Consider the following 19,542-nt stretch of genomic DNA (forward strand, 5'->3'; position numbering starts at 1 on the left):
CGTGTTATTGACCCTTTTCAGCCAGGTAAGCGTTGAAACCATGATCCAGGTAAGCCGACAGCGGCAGCTCGTCCGATAGTACGGCCGCGTCGATGTCGGCCAAGTAGCTCACGCGCTTGGCGTTTTCGTGCTGGTAGATGCCGGCGAAGAGGATGATGCCGGCCAGCAGCGGCGCGGCCACGCCCAGGCGGCTCCACCACGACGGTTTTTCCGGCGACATCATGGTGCCGCCCAAGGCGCCGGCCAGCACCGGCTGCTTGACCTGCACGTGCAGCGGCGCCTGTTTCTTGCGCGCCAAGGCGACCCGGCGAGCGGCCGCCAGGCTTTGCAGGGTGTCGTCGGACAGGGTGTCCAGATTGGCGTCAAGCGCCAGCTTCACCTTGTAGGCGAATTGCATTTCCTTGTTGTTCATAATGAGATTCCTTTGGCTCTAAGGGCTTGAGCCAGCGCGTGTGTTGCGCGGGAGCAATGGGTTTTGACGCTACCTTCGGAGCAACCCATGGCGGCGGCTGTTTCCGCCACGTCCATGTCCTGCCAATAACGCATCAAGAATGCTTCCCGTTGACGCGTGGGGAGTTTTTGTATTTCGGCGTCGATCAGGTTCAAGGTCTGCTGGCGCTCGACCTTGTCGGCGCTGGACTCGGCCGCTTCCGAGCCGTCTTCTGACTCCAGGCTTTCGAGCAGGTCGAAATCCTCGCTGCCTTCGCCGTCGCCGCCATTGCCCCCAAAGCTGGAGAACAGGCTCACCCAGGTATTGCGCACCTTTTCGCGGCGGAAGAAATCGTGGATGGTGTTTTGCAGGATGCGCTGGAACAGCATCGGCAATTCATCCACCGGTTTGTCGCCGTATTTCTCGGCCAGCTTGATCATCGCATCCTGAACGATGTCCAACGCGGCTTCATCCTTGCGCACGGCATACACCGCCTGTTTGAAGGCGCGGCGTTCGACACTTTCAAGAAAATCGGAGAGTTCTTTGTCAGTTGCCATGCAATACGGTGTGCCGGATGGGTATGGGCGATCAAATCAGGTAAAAACCTGCATGTTGGTCAGCCGAGATGCGAAAAATGCAAGAAATCGTCAAAAAGCAGACCGAATGCTAGCAAAATTGGCTCTATTTGTCCTGAAGTTTATCCCGCTGCAGCACCAGAAACGCGAGTGTTGGCAACGATTTCACCGGAATTCGCTTGACCAAAATGATGCAACGCATTACTGTCCTGTTTCCCGCCTCCCACATCTGGGGCGTTTTTGTTCCTTGCCGGTGCTTCACATAAGGTCGTACCGGTTCGAGGAAACGCTTTATAGGTTTAAAGCTTGTTTGTTCTAACCCGCGCCACAAGCGCGAGGAATCAGTAGCAGTCGATCTTGGTCCAAGGCTGAACGAGTCGCGTTGAGCGGCGTTTCGAACTCCACTACGGTTGGGGCGCAGAAACGGCGTGACCGCACAATAAAGGGATGCTGCCGGCAGGACGATGAATGCGATTCCGTCAGGAGAGAACATCCGATCAATTTCCAATGGACCTTGAAAGGAAGCAGCATGAATGCTGAGCATCTCAGCGGCGCGGATATACTTGTCCGTTGCCTGGCTGAAGAGGGTGTTGAACACGTCTTCGGCTATCCTGGTGGCGCCGTCCTCTACATCTACGACGCAATCTTCAAGCAAGACAAATTCCAGCACATCCTGGTTCGTCACGAACAGGCTGCCGTGCACGCTGCGGACGCGTATTCGCGTAGCTCGCAGAAGGTCGGCGTGGCCATCGTCACCTCCGGCCCCGGCGTGACCAATGCGGTCACCGGCCTGGCTACGGCCTACATGGATTCGATTCCCATGGTGGTGATCTCCGGCCAGGTGCCGTCGACCGCCATCGGCCAGGACGCGTTCCAGGAGTGCGACACCGTCGGTATCACCCGCCCCTGTGTCAAGCACAACTTCCTCGTGAAGGATGTGAAGGATCTGGCGGAAACCGTCAAGAAAGCCTTCTTCATCGCCACCACCGGCCGTCCCGGCCCGGTTCTGGTCGATATCCCGAAGGACATCACCATGCATACCTGCGCCTACGAGTATCCGAAGGCGGTGGAAATGCGTTCCTACAAGCCGGTCGACAAGGGCCACTCGGGCCAGATCCGCAAGGCGCTGCAGCTGCTGCTGACGGCCGAGCGTCCGATGATCTATACCGGTGGCGGCATCATCCTGGCCAATGCCGCGCCCGAGCTCAACAAGCTGGTCGATCGCCTGGGCTATCCCTGTACCAATACCCTGATGGGCTTGGGGGCCTATCGTTCCTCCAGCGACAAGTTCGTGGGGATGCCCGGGATGCACGGCACCTTTGAGGCCAACATGGCTATGCAGCACTGCGACGTGTTGATCGCCATCGGTGCGCGCTTCGATGACCGTGTGATCGGCAACCCCAAGCACTTCGCTTCGCACGCGCGCAAGATCATTCATATCGATATCGACCCATCGTCGATTTCCAAGCGCGTCAAGGTCGATATCCCCATCGTGGGCAACGTCAAGGACGTGCTGCAGGAACTGCTGGCGCAACTGGATTCGGCCGAAACCCGCCAGAACGGCGCGGCGCTGGATGCCTGGTGGAAGCAGATCAACGAATGGCGCAAACGCGATTGCCTCAAGTTCGCCACCTCTGACGAATTCATCAAGCCGCAATCGGTGGTGCAGAAGGTGTGGGAAGTGACCAAGGGCGACGCCTTCATCACCTCCGACGTCGGTCAGCACCAGATGTGGGCCGCGCAATACTACGGTTTCGACAAGCCGCGCCGCTGGATCAATTCCGGTGGCCTGGGCACCATGGGCGTGGGTCTGCCGTACGCCATGGGCGTGCAGATGGCCAACCCTGATGCAACGGTGGCCTGTATCACTGGCGAAGCCTCGATCCAGATGTGCATCCAGGAGCTGGCGACCTGCAAGCAGTATCACCTGACGCCCAAGATCATCCTGCTGAACAACCGCTTCCTGGGCATGGTGCGCCAGTGGCAGCAGATCGACTACGGTTCGCGCTATTCCGAGTCCTACATGGATTCGCTGCCGGACTTCAACAAGCTGGCGGAGTCCTACGGCCACGTCGGCATGAAAATCGAGAAACCGGGCGATGTCGACGGCGCGCTGCGCGAAGCCTTCGCCATGAAGGACAGACTGGTCTTCATGAACTTCATTACGGATCAAACCGAAAACGTCTGGCCGATGGTCAAGGCGGGCAAGGGCTTGACTGAAATGTTGCTGGGTTCGGAGGATCTCTAACATGCGCCATATCATTTCTGTGCTGCTGGAAAACGAAGCCGGCGCATTGTCCCGTGTCGTGGGCCTGTTCTCCGCACGCGGCTACAACATCGAAACGCTCACCGTTGCACCCACCGAAGACTCGACCCTGTCACGCATGACCATCGTGACCTCGGGTTCGGACGATGTGATCGAACAGATCACCAAACACCTGAACCGCCTGATCGAGGTGGTCAAGGTCGTCGATCTGACCGAAGGCGCGCACATCGAGCGCGAACTGATGCTGATCAAGGTGCGCGCCGTGGGCAAGGAACGTGAAGAGATGAAGCGTACTGCGGATATCTTCCGTGGCCGTATCATCGACGTCACCGAAAAGACCTATACGATCGAGCTGACCGGCGCCAAGAGCAAGCTGGACGCCTTCATCGACGCTCTGGATCGCACCGCGATCCTGGAAACGGTCCGTACCGGCGGCTCCGGCATCGGCCGTGGCGAACGGATCCTGAAGATCTGATCGACCGCGCCAGCAGTACGCATCACACACACATACATACATTCAAATTCGAGCTACTCGGAACATAGGAAAAAATCATGAAAGTTTTCTACGACAAAGACGCAGACCTGTCCCTGATCAAGAACAAGAACGTGACCATCATCGGTTACGGTTCGCAAGGCCACGCCCACGCCCTGAACCTGAAGGATTCCGGCGTGAAGGTCACCGTCGGCCTGCGCAAGGGCGGCGCATCGTGGAACAAGGCTGAACAAGCCGGCCTGAAGGTCGCTGAAGTCAACGAAGCGGTCAAGGACGCCGACGTCATCATGATCCTGCTGCCGGACGAAAACATCGGCCAGGTCTATGCCGAAAACGTCGCACCGTTCGCCAAGCAAGGCGCCACCGTGGCCTTCGCGCACGGCTTCAACATCCATTATGGCCAAGTCGTGCCGCGCGCCGACCTGGACATCATCATGATCGCCCCCAAGGCCCCCGGCCACACCGTGCGTTCGACCTACAGCCAGGGTGGCGGCGTGCCGCACCTGATCGCTGTGCACCAGGACAAGTCCGGCAGCGCCCGTGACCTGGCCCTGTCGTACGCCACCGCCAACGGCGGCGGCCGTGCCGGCATCATCGAAACCAACTTCCGCGAAGAAACCGAAACCGACCTGTTCGGCGAACAAGCGGTGCTCTGCGGCGGTACCGTGGAACTGATCAAGGCCGGTTTCGAAACCCTGGTCGAAGCTGGCTACGCTCCCGAAATGGCTTACTTCGAGTGCCTGCACGAACTGAAGCTCATCGTCGACCTGATCTATGAAGGCGGCATCGCCAACATGAACTACTCGATCTCCAACAACGCCGAATACGGCGAGTACGTGACCGGCCCGCGCGTGATCAACGCCGAAAGCAAGGCCGCCATGAAGAAGGTGCTGGAAGACATCCAGACCGGCGAATACGCCAAGAGCTTCATCCTGGAAAACAAGGCCGGTGCACCGACCCTGATGTCGCGTCGTCGTATCAACGCCGAACACCAGATCGAAATCGTGGGCGAGAAGCTGCGCGCCATGATGCCCTGGATCAAGGCCAACAAGCTGGTCGATCAGAGCAAGAACTGATCGATCTCTTGATGAGAAAAACGCCACGGTTCGCTGTGGCGTTTTTTTTTGCCGCTACGCGCAGGCGCGCAACGGCTTGTCATGGTGTTACCGCTTGTTGCACTTGGCCAAGAACCAAACGCGCAGGCTCGCCGTCGAAGTGCAGGCTAGATGATCTGGATATGAAGCTATGAAGCGATCATCAGCTCGTCATTGACCAAGAATAAAGAGGATTCCGTATGACACCTTCCCGCAAACTGATGCTGGGCGCGCTCCTGGCCACTGCCTGCGTGGCCGCTCAGGCCCAGGCACCAGCGCAGCAGGCCCCACTGCCGGCACCGACCCCGGTGCCCACCACCGGCACGCTGGTGGTGATCCCGGCCAATGGCGAGATCACCGTCCCCAATGACCAGGCCCACGTCACCCTGCAAGTCGAGGAGCAGGACAAGGACAAGGCTGCTGCCGCCTCGCGGGTCAACCAGAAGATGAAGCAGGGTATCGAACTGCTCAAGCGCCAGGATCCCCAGGCTGAGTTGAAGAGCTACGGTTACTACACCTATGCGGTCTACGGCGAACCGCCGCAAGTCTCGGGCAGCCCGGCACGCGTACCGCCCAAGGCGCGACCGGTGGTGGCCTGGCGTGTGGGCCAGTATCTGGAAATGAATACCCAGAACCTGGCGGCCTTGCCCAGGACCGTGTCGGCGGTGCAAAGCGTGATGAACCTGACCGGCCTGCAATTCGGCCTGAGCCCGACTGCGGCCAAGAAGCTCGATGCCGCGCTGGTCAATGCCACCTATCGCAACCTGGAAGAGCGTATCGGCTTCATTGCCAGCGCCATGCATCGTAATGCCACCGATGCCGTGATCGATACCGTCGATTTCGAGGGTTCGGGCAATTATGTGCCCTCGGCCGTGGCCGCGGCGCCCATGGCCAAGAGTGCCATGATGCGATCGGACATGGTGCAGGAAAACGCCAGCGTGGCCGAGCCCAGCTTTGAACCGGGTGAATCCACGGTCACCATGCGCCTGGTGGGCAAGGTGCGCTTCCGCTAAGCCCGCGCAGCACCATCCGCATCAAGAATCGTCAACCTGCAAGGCTTGACGGGAGAGGGAGGCTATAATCGGCCTCCTTTTCCATTTCAGTCTTCGTTTCAGTTTCCGTTTCTGTTTAAGAAGATCATCACATCATGCGGATCCTCGCCAAGCTTATCCCGCTGTTAGCGGCCGGTCTCTTTGCCAGCACGGCCCATGCCGACATCTGCGCCGACCTGCGCGCCATCCACCAGCAGTCGCAATCGCACTTCGACGGCTGGAAGAAGGATGGCCCGGATTCGGTCATGAAGGGCGACAGACAGGGCCCCATCTATCTCTCCAACTTCATGCTCGATGGCGCCCAGAGCTGTGCCATCACCAGCAACTCCTCGGTCTATACCTGCATCTGGCGCTATGCCACGCCAGCCGACATGGGCCGCGCCTACCAGCGCATGGTCAATGATGTGAAGGCTTGTGCACCGCTGGGCAAGGAGCCGCCCGGCATCATCGCCGACGAACCCCAGGAGCGCCGCCAGGGCGACCTGCGCCAGGTCACCGAAGTGACCGGTCTGGACTACGCCGATGCCGAAGTGACGATTCTGATCGGGCAGATGCAATTGACCGGCCCCAATGGCCTGGCGCGCAACGAACTCAAGCTCAGTTTCTCGCGTCCACAGCCGCGCTGATCTGTTACCTGTCTACTGGTGCCGGTAGCCACTGGCCCAGCGCTGAAATCTTGTCCCCGTCGCCTTGCGATGCAGCGCCACCGGCCTGGTGGCGCCGCATTTCATTGCATTTAACGGGCGCTGGACTAGAATAGGCACGCTTTTACTTTTGAACTTTCCGCGAGCATTGCGCGATCCCTGGAGCAACATTGAACAATAACCACTATCCCCACCCCATCATCGCCCGCGAAGGCTGGCCCTTCCTGACCATCGCCGTGGTCGTGGCAGCGCTGGCAACCTATTTCTGCGGTGCCTGGTCCTTCCCGCTGTGGATCATCGCGCTGTTCGTGCTGCAATTCTTCCGCGACCCGCCGCGCGTGATTCCGCAAGCCGCCAATGCCGTGCTGTCGCCGGCCGATGGTCGCATCGTGGTGGTGGCCCGTGCCCATGATCCCTATACCGACCGTGAAGCCCTGAAGATCAGCGTCTTCATGAACGTCTTCAACGTCCACTCCAACCGCGCTCCGGTGGATGGCAAGATCGAGAAGGTGCAGTACTTCCCCGGCAAGTTCGTCAATGCCGACCTCGACAAGGCCTCGCTGGAAAACGAGCGCAATGCCCTGGCCATCACCACCACCAGCGGTCACAGCGTGACCTGCGTGCAGGTGGCAGGCCTCATCGCCCGCCGCATCCTGTGCTATGTGAAAGCCGGCGATACCCTGGCTCGCGGCCAGCGCTACGGTTTCATCCGCTTCGGTTCGCGGGTGGACGTCTACCTGCCGCTGACGGCCACCCCCAAGGTCAGCGTGGGTGAAAAGGTCAGTGCCACCGAAACCATCCTGGCCGAACTCTGATCCCACCCTGAAGGCTTCATCGGTGATGTTCCGGCGTTACCGCTCTAGCCCGCAGCAGACCATCATTTCCGTCCTCCTCACTCATAGACATCGATGCCCACATTCCGACGACGCAAGGCCAAGCCCGGCATTCCCTTCCCGAAATCCCTGCGCAAGCCCAAGGCGGCGCAACTGGACGACGCCGGGCAGGTAGTGACGCGGCGGCGCTCGCGCGGCATCTACCTGTTGCCCAACGCCTTCACGACGGCGGCGCTCTTCTGCGGCTTCTACGCCATCGTCATGGCCATGAACCTCAAGTTCGACTACGCCTCCATCGCCATCTTCGTGGCCATGGTGCTGGACAGCCTGGATGGCCGCGTGGCCCGCATGACTAACACCCAAAGCGAATTCGGTGCCCAGTACGACAGCCTGTCCGACATGGTCTCCTTTGGCGCCGCGCCGGCCTTGGTGGTCTATGAGTGGTCGCTGCGCGGCATGGGCAAGCTGGGCTGGCTGGCGGCCTTCGTCTATTGTGCTGGTGGCGCACTGCGCCTGGCCCGCTTCAACACCAACATCGCCGTGATCGACAAGCGCTACTTCCAGGGCTTGCCCAGCCCGGCCGCGGCCGCCCTGGTGGCCGGCTTCGTCTGGCTGATGGACGACCTGCGCTTTGCCGGCACCGACCTGAGCTGGTACGGCTGGGTGATCACCCTGTACGCCGGCATCACCATGGTGACCAACGTGCCGTTCTACAGCTTCAAGGATGTCAATTTCCGCAAGCCGGTGCCCTTCATTGCGGCACTGCTGGTGGTGGTGGCGCTGGTGCTGATCTCCAGCGATCCGTCCAAGGTCTTGTTCGGGCTGTTCGTGCTGTATGGCCTGTCCGGCTATGCCGTCTACATCTGGCGTCGCATCAAGGGCAAGCCGGTCAGCATCGTGCAGACCGAGGATGAACATGGCGATGCGCCACATTGAGCGGATCTTCTCGCAGTGCAAGAAATGGATGTCAAGATACACCCGGCTCAGGCCGGGTGTTTTTATTCAGATATCGAAAAGTGTAACTGAAGGAAACAGTGGGGCGTGTTGCAATGTTCTGCCTTGCCGATGGCCCTAGAGTTGCCTAGAATCGGTAGGTAGCAGCTTTTTCCTGCATATCCCGCATTGGCGGCATGAACATGGCCATCGATACTTCATTGACATCCATCGGTAGTTCGGACCCCTACGGCCTGCCTGCCGGCATCGTCCCGAGCAACCCGGTCAAGCCGACCGACAATCCTGAGGCCCTGGCCCAGGCGGTCGCGCTGTCCACCGACGCTTCGGTGATCGTCACTCTGGGTGGCGGCGCGGCCAGCAATGCCGGGCTGACCTACAATGCCGCCGGCCTGTTCAATAGCTTTGTCAATGCCGGCACGCCCGTGACCACCCCTGACAGCACCCAGACCGAGGCGACGCAATCCTATTACCAGGGTGTGCTGGGCAGTATTTCCTCGTCTTCTCCCAACTCCGGTATCTATGACGGCTCCGGCATCTTCAGCGGCCAATCGTTGAGCTCGCCACTGTCCTTGATGCTCAAGTCCAATCCCGACCTGACCGGTTCCATCGTCCAGGACATCGTCAACCAGAACGTGGTGGGTGGCCTGATCTCGACCATGGCCTGAACAGGCTTGTTTCCCCCTTTTTCTGAAGCACAACACGGGACCATCAGTGCTCCGTTTGTTTGTGTGCTCAGTCGATCAGGTGGCGTCGATCCTGGCCCGGCGCGGTGGCGTAATAGTGGTGCTTGGCTTCATACATAAGGCTATCGGCACGCTGTACCACCTGTTCCAGGCGCTCACCCGGAGCCGCGGTGGCAGCGCCCATGGACAGGCTCAAGGGCATTCCCGAGTAGTACTGATTGTTCACTTCCACCAGTTTCTCGATCTGTTCCATCAAGACCTGGCAGCCACGTTCATCGGTGGCCGGCAACAGGATGGCGAACTCGTCACCCCCGGTGCGCGCCACGCTGCCGGGACGTTCGACCGCCTTGGCCAGCACCTCGCCCACCCGGCGCAGCAAGCCGTCGCCGGCGGCGTGGCCCAGTTCGTCGTTGATTTCCTTCAAGCCGTTCAGGTCGGCCACGATCACGCTGACCGGGAACGGCCCCTTGCGCTCCAGGCGGTTCAGTTCCTCCACCATGTAGGCGCGGTTGTGCAGCTTGGTCAGTTCATCGTGCTTGCCCAAGAATTCCAGGTAGGCCTCGGCCTTCTTGCGGGCGGTGATGTCGGTCAGCGCCACCAGCACCAGGTCCCAGTTGTCCTCGTGTCCGGGGAAGACCGAGAACTGCAGGTGGACGTGCAGGGCTTCGCCGCTGAGCGAATAATTCACCACCTCCCGATGGTGTAGCAGGTTGCCGTTCCATAGTTCGATCAACTGCTCGTTGAAATGCGGTCGCATGTCGTCGCGGAATACGTCAGACAGCCGTGAGAGCAGGGTGGCCTTGTCGGGGGCACCGAACATCGACAGCGTCTGCAGGTTCACGTCGATGACGCGGATCTCCTGCATACAACGCTCCACGAATTCGGGATGCACGTCGGTGAAGGTACGAAAGTCGGTGATGCCGATGCGGTGCAGGTCATTGAAGAGCCGTTTGACCGCACTGAAATCCTCCACCCACAAGGAGATGGGCGAATACTCGAACAGGCCGCGTGCATAGTTTTCGCTGCGCGAGAGTTTCTTGCGGGCGGTCTCGCGCTCGGTAACGTTTTCGATGGCCAGCAGCACGTAGTCCCAGCTCTCTTCGCTGCCCGGCATGATGCGCCCGGAAAGCTGGATGTCCAGGCGCTTTCCACCCAAGGTGTAGTTGACCGTGTAGCTGGAAAAGTTGCTGCGGCCTTCCCACAGCTGCACCATTTCATCGATGAAAGTGTCGATCATGTCATCGCGAAACACCTTGTCCAGGTTCGCCACCAGATGCGCCAGGTCGCGCGCTTCATACCATTCCAGCGTGCGGCGGTTGACGTCGACCACGCGGATCTGCATCGCGCAGGCCTGGGCGCGGCTGGGATCCTGGCGCAGGTAGCTGCGCAGGTCGGTGATGCCTGCGGCGCGCCACTGATCGAACAGACGCTTGAGACCACTGTAGTCTTCTTTCCACAGGGAAATGGGCGTCAGGTCGAAGGTTTCTTTTTCGGACAGCGCCGGGATGGCGGCCGTGTTGGTGCTGGCGAGGGGAGGTTCGTTCTGCATAACACTTCATCTTTTGCTGATGATGAAGTGTAATAGTTTTACGGAAACTACAGCATGAGTTCACTGCTGGTTAACCCCTTTTCATGCAAGTTTATTGCTGAAATCTCGTGAAAACTGCGAATGAGTTGACGGATACTTAACTTTCATCAAGCTTTCCGTCAGGCAGGCTTCAGCGACTCTGGCCCAGGGGCCAGGTCTTGCGGGGGCGCACCAGTCGTGCCAGCAGCTTCGATAGTGGCGTATGCCAGGGCCGTGGCAGCGGCTGCAGACACAACAGCTGGCCTCCCTGCGGGGCGAGGACGCCGACCCAGCCATCATGCGGCAGTACCAGGCATTCGCCATCGCTGAGTCGGCTCTGGCGACTCACCAACTGATCCTGTTGCCAGCGCGCCGATTCGGTCACGCGCACCAGCGGCGCCTGGCAGATCAGTTGGCTGCCCGCAGCCAGCCAGACTTGCAGATGCTGGCCGGGCCGCAGGGTGAGGGTTTGGGTGGTGGTCGGTTCGGTAAGCGCGAGATGCATGTGGATTCTCCGTGGTGGGATGGGCTTGTCACACTGCCAGTCTAGGGAGCCCGCCCCAAGGGCAACAGACACAGGAAAATTCACTCTGCTGCGTAACAGGATGAAGTTTTTTACTCTGTTCTCCCTGCTTTTCGCCTACTCTGTATCTGTTCTGGTCTCGACCTGAAGAACATGATGACTGTTATGGATACCAGCCTGCTCCTCCCCGCCCATCAGCCTGCCGCCACACCAGTGCCGGCTGGCGCTGCCTCCCCGCCCCCTGCCGCCGAGAGTGGTCGCCAGCCGTTGTACCGGCGCCTGGCCGAGCATTACCAGGGGGCCATCCAGTCCGGCACCCTGGTGGCCGGCGACCGGATGCCGTCGGTGCGCGATCTGATGCGCCAGCACCAGGTCAGCCTCTCGACCGCCCTGCAAACGCTGCGCCATATGGAAGAGGGCAACTGGCTGGAGGCCCGTCCGCGTTCCGGCTATTTCGTGCGCCAGCCGCGTCGGTCGGTGATTCGCCCGGTGCAGGAGCCCAAGAGCCTGATGGCCATCGACCCCGAGCAATACGCGGGCATCCACGAAAAGGTCTCCAAGTACATCGCCCTGCGCCAGAGCGGGGCGCCCCGCATCGACCTGTCCGGCATGACCTGCGCGCCCGAACTGTACGCGGTGGAAACCCTGAAGCAAGCCGCCATGCGCGCTCTGCGCGAGCGGCCCGAGCTGCTCACCAGCGCCATGCCGCACAACGGCAATGCCACCTTCCGCCAGGCGGTGGCGCGCCGCGCGCTGCATCACGGGATGCGCATCGATCATGAAGAAGTGGTGGTCACCCACGGCTGCATCGAGGCGCTCAACCTGGCCCTGCGCGCGGTGGCCGGGCCCGGCGACACCATCGCGGTGGAGTCGCCTACCTATTTCGGTCTGCTGCAGGCGCTGGAAAACCTGGGCATGAAGGCGCTGGAAATCCCGACCAGTCCGCATACCGGCATCTCGGTGGAAGCGCTGGAACTGGCCGTGCGTACCTACGGCAACATCAAGGGCGTGGTGGTGGTGCCCAACCTGCAGAATCCGCTGGGCTGCATCATGCCCGATGAACACAAGGACAAGCTGGTGCGCCTGTGTGAAGAATTGCGCCTGCCGCTGATCGAAGACGATGCCTACACCGAGCTGGCCGATGGCAGCGTCGCCCCCTCTAGCCTCAAGAGTCGCGACCGCAGCGGCAACGTCATCTACTGCGCTTCGCTCAACAAGGTGCTGGCGCCGGGGATGCGGCTGGGCTGGATGAATGGTGGACGCTGGCATGAGCGGGTCAAGATGCTCAAGTTCACCCATACCCGCGCCAACGAGGAATGGACCCAGGTCACCGCCGCCGATTTCATCGCCAGCCCCGGCTACGACCGCCACCTGCGACGCCTGCGCCAGTTGCTCAAGGAGCAGCGCGAGCGCATGGCCGAGTCGATCGCGGCGTATTTCCCCGAGGGTACGCGGCTGAACCTGCCCAATGGCGGCGTCGGGCTATGGGTGGAGCTGCCCTCGCAGGTGTGCTCGCAGCAATTGTTCGAACGCGCGCTGTCCGAGGGGGTGGGCGTGTCGCCTGGAGCCATCTTCTCCAACTCCAATCGCTATGGTCATTTCCTGCGCATCTGCTGCGGCCATCCCTTTACCCGTGAACTGGACCAGGCGCTGCGCCGGCTGGGCAGTATCGGCCATAGCTTGGCTGGGCTGTAGCGGTCAGGAGTGCGAAGCTCTTTAGCATGATTACGGAGAAACAGGTATTGCCCGAAATGCCAAGCTGCTGCAGACTTGTAAAGAATATGTAAAGAACGGCGGACTTCCGATCCGCCGTCTTCATGTGCTTTCCAGGGAGACCGGGCCATGCCTGAGCAGCAGGACATCAACGAGACACACGCGCTACGCTTGCGCGCAGCCATCGACGCTCATATGGCCGGGCGCTTGGAAGAGGCCCGCACCGTCTATGAGGCGGTGCTGGAAGAAAACCCTATCGACGCGGTGGCGCTGCATTTCTATGGCATCTGGTTGCACCAGTGCGGCCGTCATGCCGAGGCGTTGGAAAAACTGGAACTCTCCAGCGCTCTGGAGCCCGACAATGCCGCCTGGCACAACGATCTGGGCAACGTGCTCTTTGCGGTCGGCGAATTGGAGTCGGCCGCCCAGGCCTATGCCGATGCACTGGCCATCACACCGGAAGATCACACCGTCTGGAACAACCAGGGGGCGGCCTACATGCAGCTAGGGCGCCAGGAGGATGCCATCCAGGCCTTCCAGCGCGCCATCGCGATTGCACCCGAATTCCAGCCGTCCTTGCTGCACCTGGGCAGTCTCTACGAGGCTGCCGGCGACAAGATGCAAGCTTCGCACTACCAATGCCGCGCTTATGTGCTGCCGCCGATGGAAGGCAAATCCTGGGAGATGGTGGGCATTTCCTTCTACTTCCTGGGCCGCCTGCAGGAAGCCGCGCAAGCCTATCGCGCCTGGCACGAGCAAGAGCCGGACAATCCCATTGCGATCCACATGCTGGCCGCCTGCTCGCAGGATGATGTGCCATCGCGCGCCTCGGATCGCTACATCGAAGCGCACTTCGACCGTTATGCCGAGACCTTCGAAAGCAACCTGCTGCATAGCCTCGGTTATCGCGGCCCCAGCCTGATCGGCCAGGGCCTGGCCCAGGTAGTGCAGCCGGCGCGTCAGTTCGCCGGCCTAGACATCGGCTGCGGCACCGGGCTGTGCGGGGAGCAACTGGCGCCGTATGTGCATCATCTGGTGGGGGTCGATCTGGCTGGCAAGATGCTGGAAAAGGCTGCTGCCACCGGCTATTACGATCAGCTGGAAAAGGCCGAGATCGGCGACTACCTGGCGCGCCATCCGCAGTCCTGCGACCTGGTGACGGCTGCCGATACCATGATCTATTTCGGCGACTTGGCGCCGGTGCTGGCCGGGGTTGCCACGGCCTTGCACAGCGGGGGGTACTTCGTCTTTACGGTGGAGGCGCTGACCGCACAGGATGCCGGCCAGCCACAGTCCGGCCATTGCCTGCACGCCAGCGGGCGCTACCGGCATGGTCGCCATTACGTGCGCGCCGTGTTGCAGGCCAATGGCATGGACGTGCTACATGACAGCGACCAGGTCTTGCGCGAAGAAGTGCGTCAGCCAGTGGCGGGCATGTTGTTCGTGGCGCGCCGGCGCTAGGCCGGCGACCAGCCAGGTGGCCTCAGACAGCTTCAGCGGCCGCCTGCAGCGCAGCCTGCACCTGGGCGCGGCGGGGGATGGGGTCCACTGCGCCGTAAGCGGTGGTCGACAGCGCCGCCGCCACATTGGCGTAGCGCGCCGCCTCGAACGGATCACGTCCGGCCATCAGCTCAGCCATGAAAGCGCCGCCGAAGCAGTCGCCTGCGCCTGTTGCATCGAGTGCCTGCACCGGGTAGGGCGCCACCATCCGGCGCACCTCAGGGGTGGCCACGTAACATCCTTCATGGCCCAGCTTGAAGGCCACCAGTTTCACGCCATAGGCCAGCAGGCGGTCGACGATGGCGTCTCTATCTTCCAGTCCGGTCAACGTGGCCACGTCGTCCCAGCTCGGCAGGCAGATGTCGCACAGCCGCAAGGCTTGCTCCATCTTCTCGCGGGCGCGCTCCAGCGACCACAGGCGCAAGCGCAGATTGGTATCCAGCGAGGTGGTTACGCCAGCTGCGCGGGCATGTGCCATGGCCGTCAGCCCGGCCTCGCAGGCGGTCTCGCTGATGGCCAGGCTGATGCCCGACAGGTGCAGCGCGCCGGCGCCAGCGATGGCCGGCAAGGGCAGGTCGCTGGCGGCATAGCGGCTGGCGGCCGAGCCTGTGCGGCGGTAATGGAAGTGGTGCCCGGCTTGATCATGGGTGACGAAGTACAGGCCCGTGCTGCCGCCTGCATGGATGGCCACGTGCTGCACATCGACCTGCTCCCGCCGCCACAGATCCAGTAGATCGGCGCCGAAGTGGTCATCACCCACCGCGCTCAGATAAGCGGTGGCCGCGCCCTGGCGCGCGGCGGCGATGGCGAAGTTGGACGTGTCGCCGCCATAGCCTTGCAGGTACTGGCGCGGCGCATCGATGCGCTGGTTGAATTCGACCATGGCTTCGCCGTAGGCGAGGATGGGCTTGCTCATGTTTTGCTCGATCTCCATCGTTGCATCAGAAATCAACATCAGAAGAAGGTCTGGACGATGTCGGTCACATCGAAGCGCTGGTCCACCACCACCAGGTGACGCCACTTGTCAAAGGTCAGACAAGGGTGGGAAATGTCGAAGGCGATCATGTCGCCGACCCGGATGTCGTCGCCCTCGGCAATCTTGAGGTAGGCGTGCTGGTCCATCATGCCGGTCACTTCCCAATGCGTCGGAGTGGCCTGCGGCTGGGTGTCATGGCCCGGTCGGAAGCGCGTGACCGGGGCCGGCAGTCCGGCATCGAAGGCGGCGTCGCGCTTGCCCAGGGCGATGATGGCCTTGTCGGCTTCGGGAATCGATTGCACGTAGGCCCATAGTTGCAGGGCCGGCTGCAATTGGCTGCGCATCTGGTGCGCCACCGGATTGCGCACCTGGATCTGCGCCTGCGCGGCGCGATAGATGCCCGCGTCATGGGTCAGGTAGCAGCCGGGGCGCAGTACCACGTCCAGCGCTGCGCCGATCTCGGCCTGGCCGAACTCCTCGGCCACCACGTCGTACCAGGCCGAACCGGCACCGGTCAGCACCGCCGGGCCACGCGCCAGGCGGTGCGCCAGTTGGCCTTGTGCGGCCAACTCCTTGAGACAGGTCACCGCACGTTGCAGGAAGCGGCGGATATCCACCTCTTCCTTGAGCACGCCTTCATACACTTCCACTCCGGCCAGGGCCAAGCTGTCCCAGCGCGCGATGGCGTCCAGCACCGCCGTCTGCTGCGCAGCATCGCGCACGCCGGTGCGGCCACCGGCCGGGCCCAGTTCCAGCAGCACGTTCAAGGTCTGCTTGCGCTCGGCGAAGAAAGCGCCGAGCTGCTCGGCCAGTTCGGCCGAGTCAACCAGGCAGAAGAATTCGAATTCGGGATCGGCCAGCAGCTCGGAAATGATGGCCATGTTGCGCTTGCCCACCAGTTGATTGGCCATGATCACCCGGCGCACGCCGTGGTGATAGGCCGCCAAGGTCTGGTGGGCGGTGGCTAGCGTAATGCCCCAGGCACCGGTGTCGAGCTGGCGTGCAAAGAGCTTGGGCGCCATGGTGGTCTTGCCATGCGGGGCCAGCTTGACCTGATATTGGCCGACGAAGTCCTGCATCCACTTCAGGTTGTGGGCGATTTTTTCCTCATACAACACCGCCGCCGGCAAGCTTACGTCTTCGTTGAGCAGGTTCCAGCGCACCCGGCCGGCCTGCTGCGGTGCCAGCGGCTGTTCCAGTGGCCCCAGCCCCTTGTTGAGTGGGTCGATCATGCCAGCCTGGAAATGAACTTGGTAGTTTGTATCATTCATCGCTTAAGTTCCTGTGAAATTAGGATTGACGTAATAATAGCCTTGAATTTACTATGTTTGCGTCGTGTTAGTAAATAACATAAATTGTTTCCGCGAGCCTTTTCAGTGGCTTGCTTGCGCGAAGCATATGCATTTTTATTCCGCGATCGATCATCTCTCCCATGGCCCAGACATTGGACATCATTTCCCGCATCACCGAGCGCAGCAGCACCTTGCGCTTTGCTGAACAAAAGGTGGCCCAAGCCATCCTGGGTGACCTGTCAGCCGCCGCCAGCGCCAGTATCGGTGAGCTGGCCGCCAAGGCCGGCGTGTCGGTGGCCAGCGTGACGCGCTTTGCCAAGGCCATGGGTTGCCGCGACGTGCGCGAATTCAAGTTCCTGCTGGCGCAGGCGGTGGCGGTGGGGCAGCGCTTTTTCGATGGAGCCAAGACCCTGCCCTCGGAACAGCCGCCCGAGCTGGCCGACGTGGTCTATCGCGATATCCATGCCGTGCTGGAATTGAACCGCGCCATGCTCAACCCGGAGATGCTCATGCAGGCCGCGCACCTGCTGCTGGGCGCGCGCATGATCTATTGCTTCGGCATGGGCGGCGGCTCCACCATGATCTCTGATGAGGCGCGCTATCGCCTGGTGCGCCTGGGACGTCCGGTGGCGACCTATCACGATGCGCTGCTGCAGAAGATGGTGGCGGCCACGCTCGACCGGGACGATGTGCTGCTGGTCTTCTCCACCACCGGCAGCGTGCCGGAACTGTTGGCCAGTTGCGAGGTGGCGCGCGAATACGGCGTCAAGCTCATCGCCATCACGGCACTGGGTTCGCCGCTGGCGAAGATGGCCGATGTGCTGCTGCCCATCAAGGCCTTGGAAACCGACCTGATCTTCAAACCGTCCTCATCGCGTTACGCCATGATGGCCACGCTGGACATGCTGGTGCTGGAACTGGCCCTGCTACACAAGCAAAGCAGCCAGGAACGCCTGCGCCGCCTCAAGTACGTACTCGACACCCACCGCGGCGGCGGTGACCTGCACCAGCCGCTGGGAGATTGACATGATATCCACCACTCATACCCCAGAGGGCCAGCGCCGCTGCGATACCCTGATCCGCCACGCCCTGGTCATCGACGGCTCCGGTGCCGATCCCGTCACGGCCGATGTGGCCGTGTGCGAGGGTCGCATCGTCGCCATCGGCCGGCTCGATCAATGGCAGGCAACGCAGGAAATCGACGCCCGCGGGCATGTGCTCGCCCCTGGCTTCATCGACGTCCACACCCATGACGATACCAACGTCATCCGCACGCCCGAGATGTTCCCCAAGCTCTCGCAAGGCGTGACTACGGTGGTGGTGGGCAATTGCGGCATCAGCGCCGCGCCGGTCCTCTTGAAGGGCGAGCCGCCCGATCCCATGAACCTGCTGGGCAAGGCCGAGGCCTTCCACTATCCCAGCTTTGCCAGCTATGTCGAGGCGGTCAATGCGGCGCAACCGGCGATCAATGTGGCGGCCCTGGTGGGTCACACGGCACTGCGCAACAACCATATGGATCGTCTGGATCGCGCTGCCACCGAGAGCGAGATCGTCGCCATGCGCGCGCAATTGCGCGAGGCGCTGGAACATGGCGCGCTGGGGCTGTCCACGGGGCTGGCCTATGGCAATGCCATCAACGCGCCCACTGCCGAAGTGCTGGCCCTGGCTGAACCGCTGGCCGAGTTCGGCGGCCTGTATGCCACCCACTTGCGCAGCGAATTCGCCGATATCCTCGAGGCGATGGAAGAAGCCTTCCGCATTGGCAAGCACGCCCGTGTGCCGGTGGTGATTTCGCACCTCAAGTGCGCCGGCGTGGAAAACTGGGGCCGCAGCAGCGAAGTGCTGCAGGCGCTGGAAGCGGCTGCGCGCCATCAGCATGTGGGTTGCGACTGCTATCCCTATACCGCCAGTTCCTCCACCTTGGACCTCAAGCAGGTGACCTCTGACTACGATATCCAGGTCACCTGGTCCGAGCCGCACCCGGAGCAGGGCGGCAAGATGTTGCAGCAGATCGCCGCCGATTGGGGCGTCGATCTGCACACCGCGGCCGCCCGGCTGATGCCGGCTGGGGCGGTCTATCACTGCATGTCGGATGACGATGTCAATCGCATCCTGTCGCACCCGGCCACGGTGGTGGGTTCCGATGGCCTGCCCAATGATCCCTTGCCGCACCCGCGTCTGTGGGGTGCCTTCCCGCGGGTGCTGGGCTACTACAGCCGCGAGCAGAAACTGTTTTCGCTGGCCACCGCCGTGCACAAGATGACCGGCCTGTCGGCCCAGCGCTTCGGCCTGGAGCTGCGTGGTTTCGTGCGCGAGGGTTATCACGCCGACCTGGTGCTGTTCGATGCCGACACCATCCGCGACGCCGCCAGCTTCACCGATCCCATGCAGCCGGCGCATGGCATCGAGGCAGTGTGGGTCAATGGACAACTGGCCTATCGCGGCCAGGACAAGCAAGCCACCAGCGCGCGCGCAGGGCGCTTCCTGGCGCGCATGGTGCAGAAAACGTCAGTCTGATTTTCCTGGAATTTTCGTTTCAACAGAGATAGAGGAGTTCGCAATGAGCATTCAACGATTTGGTGTGGAAGGTGGCAGCGGTACCGGTGGGCAGCATTTGCCGTTTGCGCGCGCCGTGGCGGCCGATGGCTGGTTGTACGTGTCGGGTCAGGTACCGATGGAAAACGGCGAAGTGATCGATGGCGGTATCGTGGCCCAGTCGCACAAGGCCATCCAGAACGTGCTGGCCATTCTGAAGGAAGCCGGTTACGGCCCCGAGCACGTGGTGCGCTGTGGCGTGTGGCTGGATGATGCGCGCGATTTCCCATCCTTCAACAAGGTCTTCAAGGAATACTTCGGCGCCAATCCGCCAGCCCGTGCCTGTGTGGTCTCCAGCATGGTGGTCGACTGCAAGGTTGAGGTCGATTGCGTGGCCTTCAAGCGTTGAGTT

Annotated in this window: 20 protein-coding genes; 13 read left to right on the top strand and 7 right to left on the bottom strand. The window is 61.6% G+C overall.

Features of this window, described 5'->3' with window-relative positions:
- Positions 1–4: 4 nt before the first annotated feature.
- The 3 genes from RC54_RS08445 to RC54_RS25065 all read right to left on the bottom strand — a co-directional run bounded on the left by RC54_RS08445 (position 5) and on the right by RC54_RS25065 (position 1,549).
- Positions 5–412, bottom strand: coding sequence for a DUF3619 family protein (locus RC54_RS08445; protein WP_017450639.1), 408 nt, complete (start codon positions 410–412; stop codon positions 5–7).
- Positions 409–987, bottom strand: coding sequence for an RNA polymerase sigma factor (locus tag RC54_RS08450; RefSeq protein ID WP_017450640.1), 579 nt, complete (start codon positions 985–987; stop codon positions 409–411). Before RC54_RS08450 ends, RC54_RS08445 begins: the two co-directional genes overlap by 4 nt.
- A gap of 124 nt (positions 988–1,111) precedes the next feature.
- Positions 1,112–1,549 (bottom strand): hypothetical protein, encoded by a 438-nt coding sequence (locus tag RC54_RS25065; RefSeq protein ID WP_156425816.1) that lies wholly within the window; start codon positions 1,547–1,549, stop codon positions 1,112–1,114.
- Here RC54_RS25065 and RC54_RS08455 point away from each other — a divergent pair.
- From RC54_RS08455 to RC54_RS08490, 8 genes are all read left to right on the top strand, one after another.
- Entirely contained in the window at positions 1,535–3,253 is a 1,719-nt protein-coding gene (locus tag RC54_RS08455; protein WP_058894988.1) for an acetolactate synthase 3 catalytic subunit, read from the top strand. The genes RC54_RS25065 and RC54_RS08455 overlap by 15 nt on opposite strands.
- Position 3,254: 1 nt before the next feature.
- The gene (gene ilvN, locus RC54_RS08460) at positions 3,255–3,746 is read left to right on the top strand and encodes an acetolactate synthase small subunit (protein ID WP_008327594.1); all 492 of its coding nucleotides are present in this window, start codon (positions 3,255–3,257) and stop codon (positions 3,744–3,746) included.
- 77 nt (positions 3,747–3,823) lie between these two features.
- Complete coding sequence (ilvC, locus tag RC54_RS08465) at positions 3,824–4,840, top strand: ketol-acid reductoisomerase (RefSeq protein WP_013233748.1); 1,017 nt, start codon at positions 3,824–3,826, stop codon at positions 4,838–4,840.
- Between the two features lie 218 nt (positions 4,841–5,058).
- Positions 5,059–5,871 (top strand): SIMPL domain-containing protein, encoded by an 813-nt coding sequence (locus RC54_RS08470; protein ID WP_061789362.1) that lies wholly within the window; start codon positions 5,059–5,061, stop codon positions 5,869–5,871.
- 134 nt (positions 5,872–6,005) lie between these two features.
- Complete coding sequence (locus RC54_RS08475) at positions 6,006–6,536, top strand: hypothetical protein (RefSeq protein WP_058894990.1); 531 nt, start codon at positions 6,006–6,008, stop codon at positions 6,534–6,536.
- Positions 6,537–6,724: 188 nt separating this feature from the next.
- A complete protein-coding gene (locus RC54_RS08480; protein WP_017450644.1) occupies positions 6,725–7,369 on the top strand; it encodes a phosphatidylserine decarboxylase in 645 nt (214 codons plus the stop codon).
- 93 nt (positions 7,370–7,462) lie between these two features.
- Complete coding sequence (pssA, locus tag RC54_RS08485; protein WP_061789361.1) at positions 7,463–8,323, top strand: CDP-diacylglycerol--serine O-phosphatidyltransferase; 861 nt, start codon at positions 7,463–7,465, stop codon at positions 8,321–8,323.
- A gap of 194 nt (positions 8,324–8,517) precedes the next feature.
- The gene (locus RC54_RS08490) at positions 8,518–9,006 is read left to right on the top strand and encodes a hypothetical protein (RefSeq protein WP_061789360.1); all 489 of its coding nucleotides are present in this window, start codon (positions 8,518–8,520) and stop codon (positions 9,004–9,006) included.
- Between the two features lie 67 nt (positions 9,007–9,073).
- Here RC54_RS08490 and RC54_RS08495 read toward each other — a convergent pair whose 3' ends face one another.
- Complete coding sequence (locus tag RC54_RS08495; protein WP_058894991.1) at positions 9,074–10,573, bottom strand: sensor domain-containing diguanylate cyclase; 1,500 nt, start codon at positions 10,571–10,573, stop codon at positions 9,074–9,076.
- A 169-nt stretch (positions 10,574–10,742) separates the two neighbouring features.
- Positions 10,743–11,096: a hypothetical protein gene (locus RC54_RS08500; RefSeq protein ID WP_061789359.1), complete on the bottom strand. Its 354-nt coding sequence runs from the start codon at positions 11,094–11,096 to the stop codon at positions 10,743–10,745.
- A 183-nt stretch (positions 11,097–11,279) separates the two neighbouring features.
- Here RC54_RS08500 and RC54_RS08505 point away from each other — a divergent pair, with 183 nt between their 5' ends.
- Positions 11,280–12,809: an aminotransferase-like domain-containing protein gene (locus RC54_RS08505; RefSeq protein ID WP_058894993.1), complete on the top strand. Its 1,530-nt coding sequence runs from the start codon at positions 11,280–11,282 to the stop codon at positions 12,807–12,809.
- A 147-nt stretch (positions 12,810–12,956) separates the two neighbouring features.
- A complete protein-coding gene (locus RC54_RS08510) occupies positions 12,957–14,288 on the top strand; it encodes a tetratricopeptide repeat protein (protein ID WP_061789358.1) in 1,332 nt (443 codons plus the stop codon).
- Between the two features lie 22 nt (positions 14,289–14,310).
- Here the strand turns inward: RC54_RS08510 and RC54_RS08515 are convergent, their stop codons facing one another.
- A complete protein-coding gene (locus tag RC54_RS08515) occupies positions 14,311–15,243 on the bottom strand; it encodes a sugar kinase (protein ID WP_061789382.1) in 933 nt (310 codons plus the stop codon).
- Positions 15,244–15,281: 38 nt separating this feature from the next.
- A complete protein-coding gene (locus RC54_RS08520; protein ID WP_061789357.1) occupies positions 15,282–16,574 on the bottom strand; it encodes an amino acid deaminase in 1,293 nt (430 codons plus the stop codon).
- Between the two features lie 161 nt (positions 16,575–16,735).
- Between RC54_RS08520 and RC54_RS08525 the strand changes: the two genes are divergently transcribed.
- Genes RC54_RS08525 through RC54_RS08535 form a run of 3 tightly spaced genes read left to right on the top strand, consistent with a single transcriptional unit; the run spans position 16,736 to position 19,539 of the window.
- Entirely contained in the window at positions 16,736–17,620 is an 885-nt protein-coding gene (locus RC54_RS08525; RefSeq protein WP_058894996.1) for a MurR/RpiR family transcriptional regulator, read from the top strand.
- Between the two features lies 1 nt (position 17,621).
- Positions 17,622–19,112 (top strand): N-acyl-D-amino-acid deacylase family protein, encoded by a 1,491-nt coding sequence (locus RC54_RS08530; RefSeq protein ID WP_061789356.1) that lies wholly within the window; start codon positions 17,622–17,624, stop codon positions 19,110–19,112.
- Positions 19,113–19,155: 43 nt separating this feature from the next.
- On the top strand, positions 19,156–19,539 hold the full coding sequence (locus RC54_RS08535; RefSeq protein WP_017450656.1) for a RidA family protein: 384 nt from the start codon (positions 19,156–19,158) through the stop codon (positions 19,537–19,539).
- Positions 19,540–19,542 lie beyond the last annotated feature (3 nt).

Origin of the sequence: Herbaspirillum rubrisubalbicans (assembly GCF_003719195.1) — a bacterium.
Lineage (GTDB): Bacteria > Pseudomonadota > Gammaproteobacteria > Burkholderiales > Burkholderiaceae_D > Herbaspirillum > Herbaspirillum rubrisubalbicans.